The following is a 10,735-nucleotide window of genomic DNA, read 5'->3' as shown; positions in this document are numbered from 1 at the left end:
ACCGTTACGCGGTGCCATCCGAACTGAGACGCTATCTGCGCTATCGGGACGAGACCTGTCGGTTCATCGGATGTTCGCGGCGAGCCCGATTCTGCGACATCGATCACACGATCCCGTGGAACGGTGATGGCCAGACGGCCCACGACAATCTCGCCCACCTCTGCCGCGGACACCATAAGACGAAGGATGCCGGGTGGGGTGTCACTCAAGCGCGAGACGGGTCAGGCACCCTGACATGGACGAGTCCGATGGGCCGGCAATACGACACCGCGGCGACGCATCCGCCGGGCGGGTTCATTCCCCCGCGGCCGGCTGCGCCAGTCGAGCCACGATCGCAGCGTGCGGTCGCGACCCTGGGTCGGTGCGAGTCTGGGTCTCGATGACATCGAACCCCGCATCGGCGAGCGCTGTGGTCATCCCCTCGATCGGCCAGTAGTACGCCGTCGTGACGGCATGGTCGAACGGCTCGAGATCGTCGCCCGTGAAGAATCCGACGAGCAGGCTCCCTCCGGGCTCGAGACAGCGGGCGAACTCGGCCAACGCCTCGCGAAGCTCAGCGGGGTTGAGGTGGATCACCGAGTACCAGGCGAGGATGCCGCCTGCCCCCTTCTCGTGCGATGCCAGGTCGGCGAACGACCCCACTCGGAACGGAACCGTGGGAAACCGAGAGCGGGCTCCATCGATGAAGGCTCGCACCGGATCGACGCCTTCCACGTCGACGCCGAGCTCGTGGAGGAACGCCGTCCACTGTCCGGGCCCACAACCGGCATCGATGACTCGACCTCGGAGGCTCGACACCCACTCACGGATGAGGCGCTGGTCGATCTGCGAGGTCGCGTCGATCGACCCGAGAAGTGCGGAGTATTCCGACGCCCGAGCCGAGTAGGCGTTCAGCACGCCCGTGTGCACGACGGCGCTCGTGCCGCCGGCACGCGACGGAACCGGCTCGATCATGCAGCCACGATAGGGCGCAGCGTTGGACGGACGTCACTCTTCCCCATGAGGGGTGATCGGCGTCCAGCAGATCTCGAGAAAAATAACAGACTGATAACTAGCGCTTGTTATCGGACTGTTATACATTCAGAGAGCGGAAGTTGTTTGCTGTGGCAACCGAAGCGGAATGTGATTGCAGGACACTCTTGGTGCAAGGGAGAGGGTCGGTTTCGCGCCTCTGAAACCGACCCTCAATCCTGTTTAACGGCCCGTTCTGCACCGCTGTCGCGCGGATGATCCGACCCCCGACGCACGCGACCCGCTCGGTCCCGGGCCACCGGCCGTCCCGGTGTCGGTTCGGTTCCGTAGAGTTGCCTCGTGAGAAAGACTCTTCGATGACCGACAAGCGGATCGCTGTCGCCGCCTGGGAAGCGCTGTTCCGCTCCCAGGTCTCGGTCATGAGACACCTCCACGCCGAATTTCCGAGCGACCAGTTGTCACTCACCGAATACGACGTGCTCTTCAACCTCTCGAAGCACGAGGGCCACGAGCTCCGGATGAAAGACCTCAACCACTACCTGCTGCTGACGCAGCCGAGCGTGAGCCGCCTCATCGATCGCCTCGTGACACGCGGGTTGGTCGTCAAGCGACTCGACCCCCGAGACGCCCGAGGTGTGATCGTGACACTCACCGACGAGGGCTACGACCTCTTCCGTCGCGTGGCCGTGAAGCACATGGACTCGATCGTCTCTCGCGTGGGTTCGGCTCTGAGCGACACCGAGCTCGTGCAACTCGCCGAGCTCACCGACAAACTGCGGAATGCGGGCAGAGAATGACCGAGACACCGACCCTCGTCTGGTTGCGCGACGACCTCCGCGTGGGCGACAACCCCGCACTGCACGCGGCGGTGGAGCGCGGACATCCGATCGTCGTCTTCTACCTGCACGACGACGAGAGCGAGGGCCTTCGTGCCATCGGCGGTGCGAGCGCATGGTGGCTGCACCACAGCCTCGCGGCGCTGGCCGACGAGCTCGAGTCGCGAGGGTCGACGCTCGTGCTGCGCCGCGGTACGGCCGAGAAGGAGCTCCCGCGACTCGTGAAAGAGACGGGCGCCTCCGCCGTCTACTGGAATCGTCGCTACGGCGGCGCCTCGCGCGAGATCGACGCGCGCATCAAGGCGTCGCTGCGCGACGACGAGGTCGAAGCGCACAGCTTCCACGCCAACCTCCTCCACGAACCCTGGACCGTGCAGACGGGTGACGGTCGCCCTTTCCGCGTGTTCACCCCGTTCTGGAAAGCGAGTCTCGCGAAAGACGATCCTCGAGAGCCGTACCCCGCACCGAAGAAGATCGACGGCGGCACCGCTCCGGCGAGCGACTCCCTCGACGCCTGGGGCCTCCTGCCGACGGCACCGGACTGGGCCGGCGGGCTCCGCGAGACCTGGACGCCCGGAGAGGAGGGCGCGTGGAAGCAACTCGACGCCTTCATCGACGACTCACTCGAGGACTACGAGAACCACCGTGACGAGCCCGCCGTCGACGCGACGTCGCGACTGTCGCCGCGACTGCGATGGGGCGAGTTGAGCCCCTTCCAGATCTGGCACCACGTGAGGGCTCGAGCGACGACCGCCGCACAGAAGAAGAACGCGTCGGCCTTCCTGCGGGAGGTCGGATGGCGCGACTTCAACTACAACATCCTGTTCCACTTTCCCGACCTCGCGTCGAAGAACTTCCGGCCCTCGTTCGACGTCTTCCCGTGGGAGAAGCCGAAGAAGCGCGAGCTCGAGGCGTGGCAAGAGGGTCGCACCGGCATCCCCCTCGTCGACGCCGGAATGCGCGAGCTCTGGCACACCGGGGTCATGCACAACCGCATCCGCATGGTCACAGCGAGCTTTCTCATCAAGAACCTGCTCATCGACTGGCGCGTGGGCGAGGAGTGGTTCTGGGATTGCCTCGTCGACGCCGACGAAGCCAACAACCCCGCCAACTGGCAGTGGGTCGCCGGTTCGGGAGCGGATGCCGCACCGTACTTCCGCATCTTCAACCCCGTGCTGCAGGCCGACAAGTTCGACAAGAGTCGGCGCTACCAGTCGAAGTGGATTCCCGAACTCGGAACCGATGACTACCCCGAGCCCATCGTCGACCTCAAGAAGTCACGCCAGGAAGCCCTCGACGCCTACGAGGTCGTCAAGCGCGAGGGCAACGGCTAGGTCGCACGCACCGGCCGAGCGGTGCGCACAGGCCGCTCGGCGCGCGTAGCGTGGAGTCTTCACGACACACGATCGGAAGGACGCACCGTGGCAACCGACTACATTCCGAACCCCGAAGACGAGCGCGAAGTCGACCTCGTCGACGAGACCGAGCCGCCCACGGCCGCTCCGACGATCGATCCGGACGAGCGTGTCGAGCTCGCCGACGCCGTGGCACCGCTCGACGACGACAGGGTCGACGGCGACTGAGGCTCTGCTCGGCTGAGCGCGGCTCAGCGAGGGTGAGCGCCGCGGAGTGATGCGGGCGCACCGCGAGCGATCGGCTCGCGGTACGCCCCGCCTGTCGGCTCGAGGCCCTCGCTACGGTCGCTGCGCCGAGGGTCGACGCATCCTGCTCGATGCGAAGGCGGCCCCACCGAGGAGCACCATCGCGCCGGCGACAACGAGGGCGGGCGCGACGGCGCTCGACACTCCTGTCGCGGCGAGGGTCGGCTCATCGCCCGTCGCCGCAGCGTCCGCTGCCGCAGGGACCGAGCCGTCCTCCGGCGGCACGGGCGCGGTCGTTCCGTCTGCCGCGACCGTGACCGTCTGGCCGAGCACGTTGACCCCGGCGGTGTCGTCCCACGTTCCGACGTTGGCGAACTGCACGGCGAACCGTGCGTCGTCGCGCGTCGCGGCATCCGCAGACGGCAGAGCGAGGGCGAGCTCATACGACCCGGACTGCACCTCGTCGGGAGCGATCGTCGCCGTCAGAGTCGTGGTCGTGCCGGGAAGCCACGCGCGAGCGTCGGAATCGGCGTCCAATGCGACGTCGACATCCCCCGCATCACTCAGCAGCCGAAGCGACGCGGGCCGCGGCGTGTAGGGGCTCGCCCACCCGTCGTTGCGCACGTCGACCGTGACCAGCAGGGAACCGTCCTGCTGCGTCTGAGTCGTGCTCTCCGTCATGACGAAGCGATATCCGAGCCTCTGGGCGGTCTCGGTGATGCCGTCCTCACCCCACGAGTTGAGCACGTCCTGGTTGTAGTCGCGATTGAGATAGCTGTAGTGATAGCGCGCGAGCTCGGCGGATGCGCTCGGCCACTCCGAGCGCGGAGGGTTGACGTTGCACGTCTCGCCACCCACGGGCACGTAGAGGCTGTCGGCCTCGAGGTACTCCTGATCGAGCTCGATGGGGTCGGACAGGAACGTGCCCCAGTCGTCGGGGGCCGCGAGGAAGCAGTCGTTGTGGTGGCCGACCCGCGCGAGCGCCGTGTCGGTCCACGCCTCCGCCGCCGTCACCGCGCTCGACGCGCTTGCCGGAACACCGAGCAGCTGCTGCTTCGACGCCATCGTGCGCGCCTGCACACCCCGATCGGCGGGCAGCTCGGCGAGGAGCGCCTCCGTCACCGCGGATCGGGCGTCCCAGTCTTCGGGCGTCACGACACCCGGGTTCGCCGGGTCGGCCACGAAATGGTCGGTGTAGTAGCCCTCCCCCCACAGCCCGATGAACCCGTTCTGCACAACCGGAATGACGTCGGAGTTGGCGCGGAGAATCGGACCGAGCTGCTCGATGTGGGCGAGCACGACGTCGAGAGGGGCATCGCCGTGGGGCGGTTCGTACGGCCACGCCCCACCCTGCACATAGGCGAACCTCGTGATGACCGACACCCCCGCATCGCGAGCGGTGTCGTAGTCGGCGTCGACGAGAGCGAGCCACTCGGGGTCGAGAACGGGATCCGCCGCGAACTTCTCGAGGTAGAAGACCCGCAGGATCTGCGTGATCCCCTCCTCGCGATAGCCCTCGAGGACGGCGCCGTCGAGAGGGGTGTAGCCGGAGTCATCCGCTCGATAGTGCGTCTCGGTGTGGTGGTAGAAACCGCGCTGGGGGTTGGCGATCGTCTCGGTGCTCGCCTCGTAGGTCACCGTGACGGGGCCCTCGTCGGCGCTCGCCGCGGCGGCGACCTGGGGCGCCCCCGTGACGCCGACGGCGCCAGCGAGAGCGAGAGCCAATAGGGACAGGGGACGCTTCATGATGCTCCAGTTCTGTGGGTGTCGCGTGGGCTGGTGCTACTTGAGCCCGCTCGAGGCGAGTCCGTCGATGACCCGTCGCTGAAGCAGGATGAACATGAGGAGAACGGGGGCCATGGCGAGGAGGCTCGCCGCCATGACGACCGGATAGTCGGTCGTCCTGTCGCCGATGAGGGTCGCGAGCCCGGCGGAGAGCGGCATGGCGCTGCTGAACGTCGTGACCACGAGCGGCCACAGCAGTTCGTTCCACGACCACAGGACCGTGGTGATCGCGAGGACGCTGATGGTCGGCCGCGCGAGCGGAAGCATCACCTGCCGGAAGATCTGGAACGGGTTCGCCCCGTCGAGCCTCGCGGCCTCCTCGAGCTCGGCGGGCATCGCGAGGAACGCGGTGCGCATCAGGTAGGTTCCGAACGCGCTGAAGAGACCGGGGAGGACGAGCCCCGCGAGGCTGTCGAGGAGCCCGAGACCCTGAACGATCTGGTACTGCGACAGCAGGTAGACCTGCGACGGCACCATGAGGATCGACAGGACGAGCGCGAGCATGACCGCTCGACCGCGGAATCGCATGCGAGCGAAGGCATAACCCGCGAGCGTGCAGAACACGATCTGCGCGAAAGCGCGGATGCCCGTGATGAGCACCGAGGTGCGGAACTGTTCGAAGAACGGCAGCCGCTCGAACACCTCGACGTAGTTCTGCCACTGCAGTTCGGCCGGCCAGAACACCGGGGTCACGCTCTGCACCTCGGCGTTCGTCGAGAGCGACATGATGATCTGCCAGACGAAGGGGAACGCCATGATGAGGCCACCGAAGCCCAGCACGAGGTGCGCGACGAGGTGGGAGCCCCCTCGTCGCGGAGCCCGCCGCTTCGAGCGGCGTCGCGGTGCGACCGGGGTGATTCCGCGACCGGTGGCGCTCACGACTCCGGTCGTCGACGGTTCCCTCAGCTGCTCACGCACTCTGCACCCACTTCTTCTGGAATCGGAACTGCACGGCCGTGACGAGACCGATGATGAGGAAGATGACCATCGCGATCGCGGCGGCATAGCCCTTGTCGTTGTTCACGAACCCCTCGCGGTAGAAGAAGTAGACGAGCGACATGCTTCGGGGGAGCACCGGGTTGCTGCTGCCGAGGATCGCGTAGAGGAGGTCGAAGAGCTGGAAGCTCGAGATGACCGTGACGATCGTCACGAAGAAGGTGCTCGGCGAGAGGAGCGGAACCGTGATGGACCGGAACTGGGCCCACCGTGACGCGCCGTCGAGTTCCGCCGCCTCGTAGAGCTCGGGCGGGATGTTCTTGAGCCCCGCGGCGAGCACGATCAGGCTGAACCCGAGCGACGACCAGAGACCGACGATCGCGACCGCGACCATCGCGAACACCGGGGTGCTGATCCAGTAGGGACCGTCGACGCCGAGGAAACCGAGCCCGTAGTTGATGAGCCCGAAGTCGCCGTTGAAGATGACGCGCCACACCATCGCGACCGCGGTGGGCATCGCCACGTAGGGAAGGAAGAAGAGCACGCGGTAGAACGAGGCGAACCTCAGCCCGGGGATGTTGAGCAGGCTCGCGAGGAAGACCGCGAGCGGGATGCCGAGCAAGACGATGCCCGTGTACAGCAGGGTGTTGCCGATGGAGAGGTAGAGCTGGGGGTCGGCCACGAGTTCGACGAAGTTCTGCAGCCCGGCGAAGGTCGACCCGCCGAACGGACCCGAATCGGTGAGCGAGAGGTACGCCGTCTGCGCGATCGGCCACAGGTAGAAGACCGAGATCCCGACCATGAGTGGCGCGATGAAGAGCCACGGCCAGATGCCGTCGCCCGGTCGCCGCGAGCGGGGTGTGCTGCCCTGCCGGGGTGCCGGCGATGGCTCCGGGGCGCTGCCCGCGTCGTCGCGAGACGATGCGGGCAGCGCGCGAACCCGAGACGCTGTCGTCATGGTGTCACTCCTCGGCGAGCGCCGAATCCATCGACTCGGAGAGCTCCGTCGCCACGTCGGCCACCGGACGCTGCCCGGAGAACGCTTGCGGGAGGAGGTCGGTCTCGAGCGCATTCCAGGCCGCCGAGTTGTTGCTCACCGGGAGAGGCATGGAGTAGTCGACCGCGTCGAGGAAGACCCCGAGGTTGGCGTCCGGCAGCGACGAGGTGAAGGCCTGCTGCGTGTCGGTGAAGGCGGGGATGACGGCTCCCGCATCGCCTTGCGCCTGCTGCGCGTCTTCGCTCGCCAGGAAGACCTGGAGAGCCTGGGCCGCTTGCTTGTTCTCCGAGGCGCTCGGCACGACGTTGGCGACTCCGTGGATGACGGTCGCCTGCTGTTCGCCGGTCGGCAGGGGGAGCACGGTGACGTCTTCGGCGAGCGCCGTGTCGGTGAGGGCGGAACGGAACCAACTGCCGCCCCAGTACATCGCGAGCTTGCCCGAGGTGAACCACTGGTCGGCGGTCGTGTCGGTCAACTGCTGGATCGAGGGTGACCCCCCGCTCTCGATGAGGTCGGTCCAGAACTGGATGCCCTCCTCGGTCTCCGGGGTGGCGTAGCCGGAGGTGTCGCCGTCGATGACCGTTCCGCCCGCCTGGAAGATGGTGTTGTAGTAGGTCGTCTGGCCGTCCATACCGCCGGCCGCGCCGTATTCGCCGTCGTCGGCGAGTGCCTCCGAGATCTCTGCCGCGGTGTCCTGGAACTCATCCCAGGTCCAGTCCCCCTCGGGAACGTCGACGCCCGCTTTGTCGAAGAGCGCCGTGTTGGCCCAGATTCCGATCGTGTCGAAGTCTTTCGGCACTCCGTACTGCTCGCCGTCGATCGTATAGAGGTCAACGAGCGATTCCGGGTAGTTCGCGGGATCGATGTCTCCCGCGGACACGGCGCCGCTGATGGGCTCGATCTGGTCGTTCGCGGCGTAGAGACCGATGTTCGGTCCGTTCATCCAGAACAGGTCGGGGAGCGTGTCGCTCGAAGCCTGGGTCTGCAGCTTGGTCCAGTACTCGCTGAAGGGCGTGACGTTGACGGTCACGTCGATGCCCGGATAGATCTCGTTGAATGCGGCGATGTTCTCTTCGATCGCCGCGACCTGGTTCTGGTCCCAGACGCCGTAGGTGATCGAGGCTTCGAGGTCGCTCTCGGGAGCGGCATAGTCGCCGGATCCCGATCCCTCCGGGCTCGAGGCGCACCCGGCACCGACGAGGGCGACCCCGAGGGCGAGCGCGACGCCGGCGGTGACGCGGCCGCCGCGAGTGCGGCGCAGGGCTGTCGAAGTGAGGGGTTTCATCGTGAGGTCCTTCCAGAGGTGGGTTGAGAGTCAGGTGCGGGGGTCGTGCGGGCAGCGAAGTAGTCGCTGACGTGGTCGGGCAGTGGCGGGATGTCGACGGGGACGGAGCCTTGGCGCAACGATGCGGCGGCGAGAGCACCGACGGCGACGGCTTCGCGGGCCGCGAGCGGTGACACGATCGTCGGGGCGCCGTCGACGAGGTGGTCGAAGAATTCGCCCATCGTCGTGATGTCGGCATCGTCGTGTCCGCTGGCCACTCCGCCGATTGGATACTCGGCGTCGCCGCGTTCCTGCCACTCGTGACGGCGGTTCCAGACACGCACGGTTCCCCCGGACGTGTCTCCGAAGTTCTCGAGCCGTCCCTCGGTTCCGATGACGGTGTAGTTGCGCCAGTAGTCGGGAGTGAAGTGGCACTGCTGGTAGCTCGCCATGACTCCGCTGTCGAGAGTCATGAGCACCATCGATACGTCTTCGACGTCGACGACGGGGTTGAGCCCGGTGTGGCTCGCGGGCGGCCAGTTGTCGAGCGAGAACCAGTCCGGCATGGTTTCGCCCGACCTGTCTCGACGATCGTCGATGTCGCCGTAGACGAGGAGATCGCCCATGCCGACGACCCGACGCGTGTAGCTCGAGGCGAGGTAGTGCACGATGTCGATGTCGTGGCTCGCTTTCTGCAGGAGCAGGGTGTTGGTCTTGGAGCGGTCGGCGTGCCAGTCCTTGAAGTAGTAGTCACCGCCGTTTCCGACGAAGTGTCGCACCCACACGGCTTTGACCTCGCCGATTTCGCCGCGCGCGATGATCGCGCGCATCGTCTGCACGACGTCGGAGTGGCGGAAGTTGTGTCCGACGTAGAGGGCCGTTCCGGTCGCCGCGGCCGCGGTGAGCACGCGATCGGCGCCGGCCACATCGATCGCGAGCGGCTTCTCGAGGTAGACGCCGATGCCCGCCTCGAGAAGCGCCACGGCGATCGACTCGTGGGTGTGGTCGGGGCTCGTCACGATCGCCGCGTCGACGACGCCGCCTTCGCGCTCGCGGTGCGCGGCGAGGAGAGCGTCGACGGTCGCGAAGATCTCCGCCGAGGGATGCACCAGACTGGCTCGGTCGCGGCCTCGGTCGGTCGGGTCGACGACCGCCGCGATGCTCGAGCCCGGCCGCACGGTCGCAACGTGGTTCGCGATCTGCGCGCGGGCCCCGAACCCCACGACGGCGACGCGCACGGCGTTCGTCGGGGAGCCGGTCGCCGCCGGGGAGTCGGTCATGCTGCGAGCTGCCACGTCATTGTGCATGACGTAATACTGGCGCATTTGCGCGTATTTGTCAGTACTGCCGTCAAAATGATCATATTCAGACAGTAACCGAGCCCGTGCTGCGGTCAAGAAGCACACCGGATCGTTTACGGCGCCGTAACAATGGGGCGGTGCCCCCGGGGCGAGGTGGTCCGCACCCGAGCGGAGACTGACGCGGAGAATCGGCCGATCGAGGGCGCGCGGTCAGTCGCCGCTTGCGACGACGACCTCGACTCCCGCGGCCGCGAAGTCGTTCGCGAGATCCATCGACACCGGCTGGTCGGTGACGAGCGTGTCGATGCGTTGCAACGCGCAGATGCGGGCGAAGGTGCTTCGACCGAGCTTCGTGGCGTCAGCCGCGACGACGAGTCGCCGCGCGACCGAGGCGATCTCGCGACTCGCCTCCGCCTCGCCCTCGTGGAGTGTCGTCGCACCGAACGCGCCACTCAACCCGTCGACACCGAGCACGGCGACATCCAGACTGAAATCGCGCAGGGAGGCCGCGACGAGCGGACCGACGAGCTCGTAGGACTGTCGGCGCGGCACACCGCCCGTCACGACGATCTTGATGTGCTCGCGCACCGACATCTCGTAGGCGATGTTGAGCGCGTTCGTGACGATGGTGACCCCGACGGCGTCGCCTGACGGACGCAAGTGCTCGCTGCGCCCGAGCATCCGCGCCACTTCGCTCGTCGTCGTACCGCCGTTCAGGCCGACGGACTCGCCCGGTGAGATGAGGCGCGCGACCGCGTGGGCGATCGCCACCTTCGCCTCGGCCTGCCTGGCGATCTTGTACTGCAGCGGCAGTTCGTATCCCGAGCCGAGCGCCGACGCGCCCCCGTGCGTGCGCGTGACGAGGCGCTGATCGGCGAGCGTGTTGAGGTCGCGGCGCACCGTCGCGCTCGACACCCCGAGCGCATCGCTCACCTCGGCGATCGACACGTTGCCGCGTTCGCTCACGAGCTCGAGCACGACGTTGAGTCGTTGTTGCTGAGTCATCTGACGCCGTTCGCTAGGTGTAGGGCAAGTTTCGCACA

General features: G+C 66.9%; 10 protein-coding genes. 3 read left to right on the top strand and 7 right to left on the bottom strand.

Annotation, left to right across the window (positions count from 1 at the left end; translation table 11 throughout):
* Positions 1 to 294 precede the first annotated feature (294 nt).
* Positions 295 to 954 carry a class I SAM-dependent methyltransferase gene (locus ACLHG5_RS12205; RefSeq protein WP_411318987.1) on the bottom strand — a complete coding sequence of 220 codons (660 nt, stop codon included), beginning with the start codon at positions 952 to 954 and terminating at the stop codon, positions 295 to 297.
* A gap of 374 nt (positions 955 to 1,328) precedes the next feature.
* Here ACLHG5_RS12205 and ACLHG5_RS12200 point away from each other — a divergent pair, with 374 nt between their 5' ends.
* The 3 genes from ACLHG5_RS12200 to ACLHG5_RS12190 all read left to right on the top strand — a co-directional run bounded on the left by ACLHG5_RS12200 (position 1,329) and on the right by ACLHG5_RS12190 (position 3,391).
* On the top strand, positions 1,329 to 1,769 hold the full coding sequence (locus tag ACLHG5_RS12200) for a MarR family winged helix-turn-helix transcriptional regulator (protein WP_411316468.1): 441 nt from the start codon (positions 1,329 to 1,331) through the stop codon (positions 1,767 to 1,769).
* Positions 1,766 to 3,142, top strand: a complete 1,377-nt coding sequence (locus tag ACLHG5_RS12195) for a cryptochrome/photolyase family protein (RefSeq protein ID WP_411318986.1) — start codon at positions 1,766 to 1,768, stop codon at positions 3,140 to 3,142. The genes ACLHG5_RS12200 and ACLHG5_RS12195 overlap by 4 nt, the downstream gene beginning before the upstream one ends.
* An 87-nt stretch (positions 3,143 to 3,229) precedes the next feature.
* Positions 3,230 to 3,391, top strand: a complete 162-nt coding sequence (locus ACLHG5_RS12190; protein ID WP_411316470.1) for a hypothetical protein — start codon at positions 3,230 to 3,232, stop codon at positions 3,389 to 3,391.
* Between the two features lie 111 nt (positions 3,392 to 3,502).
* Here ACLHG5_RS12190 and ACLHG5_RS12185 read toward each other — a convergent pair whose 3' ends face one another.
* From ACLHG5_RS12185 to ACLHG5_RS12160, 6 genes are all read right to left on the bottom strand, one after another.
* On the bottom strand, positions 3,503 to 5,155 hold the full coding sequence (locus ACLHG5_RS12185; protein WP_411318985.1) for a DUF4832 domain-containing protein: 1,653 nt from the start codon (positions 5,153 to 5,155) through the stop codon (positions 3,503 to 3,505).
* A gap of 36 nt (positions 5,156 to 5,191) precedes the next feature.
* Positions 5,192 to 6,112 carry a carbohydrate ABC transporter permease gene (locus tag ACLHG5_RS12180; RefSeq protein WP_411316472.1) on the bottom strand — a complete coding sequence of 307 codons (921 nt, stop codon included), beginning with the start codon at positions 6,110 to 6,112 and terminating at the stop codon, positions 5,192 to 5,194.
* Positions 6,105 to 7,088, bottom strand: a complete 984-nt coding sequence (locus tag ACLHG5_RS12175) for a carbohydrate ABC transporter permease (RefSeq protein ID WP_411318984.1) — start codon at positions 7,086 to 7,088, stop codon at positions 6,105 to 6,107. Before ACLHG5_RS12175 ends, ACLHG5_RS12180 begins: the two co-directional genes overlap by 8 nt.
* Before the next feature lie 4 nt (positions 7,089 to 7,092).
* Positions 7,093 to 8,412, bottom strand: coding sequence for an ABC transporter substrate-binding protein (locus tag ACLHG5_RS12170; protein ID WP_411316474.1), 1,320 nt, complete (start codon positions 8,410 to 8,412; stop codon positions 7,093 to 7,095).
* Positions 8,409 to 9,698 carry a Gfo/Idh/MocA family protein gene (locus ACLHG5_RS12165; RefSeq protein WP_411318983.1) on the bottom strand — a complete coding sequence of 430 codons (1,290 nt, stop codon included), beginning with the start codon at positions 9,696 to 9,698 and terminating at the stop codon, positions 8,409 to 8,411. Before ACLHG5_RS12165 ends, ACLHG5_RS12170 begins: the two co-directional genes overlap by 4 nt.
* 204 nt (positions 9,699 to 9,902) lie before the next feature.
* Entirely contained in the window at positions 9,903 to 10,697 is a 795-nt protein-coding gene (locus ACLHG5_RS12160; protein ID WP_411316476.1) for a DeoR/GlpR family DNA-binding transcription regulator, read from the bottom strand.
* Between the last annotated feature and the right edge of the window lie 38 nt (positions 10,698 to 10,735).

Origin of the sequence: Marisediminicola sp. LYQ85 (assembly GCF_046600695.1) — a bacterium.
Lineage (GTDB): Bacteria > Actinomycetota > Actinomycetes > Actinomycetales > Microbacteriaceae > Marisediminicola.
The sequence above is the reverse complement of the archived record's forward strand: the minus strand, read 5'-3'. Positions and strand labels throughout refer to the sequence as shown.

Bases quoted from the DNA above. Each gene is read 5' to 3' on its own strand.
- ACLHG5_RS12195 (WP_411318986.1), top strand. From the start codon at position 1,766: ATGACCGAGACACCGACCCTCGTCTGGTTGCGCGACGACCTCCGCGTG.
- ACLHG5_RS12160 (WP_411316476.1), bottom strand. From the start codon at position 10,697: ATGACTCAGCAACAACGACTCAACGTCGTGCTCGAGCTCGTGAGCGAA.
- ACLHG5_RS12175 (WP_411318984.1), bottom strand. From the start codon at position 7,088: ATGACGACAGCGTCTCGGGTTCGCGCGCTGCCCGCATCGTCTCGCGAC.
- ACLHG5_RS12200 (WP_411316468.1), top strand. From the start codon at position 1,329: ATGACCGACAAGCGGATCGCTGTCGCCGCCTGGGAAGCGCTGTTCCGC.
- ACLHG5_RS12185 (WP_411318985.1), bottom strand. From the start codon at position 5,155: ATGAAGCGTCCCCTGTCCCTATTGGCTCTCGCTCTCGCTGGCGCCGTC.
- ACLHG5_RS12205 (WP_411318987.1), bottom strand. From the start codon at position 954: ATGATCGAGCCGGTTCCGTCGCGTGCCGGCGGCACGAGCGCCGTCGTG.
- ACLHG5_RS12170 (WP_411316474.1), bottom strand. From the start codon at position 8,412: ATGAAACCCCTCACTTCGACAGCCCTGCGCCGCACTCGCGGCGGCCGC.
- ACLHG5_RS12165 (WP_411318983.1), bottom strand. From the start codon at position 9,698: ATGCACAATGACGTGGCAGCTCGCAGCATGACCGACTCCCCGGCGGCG.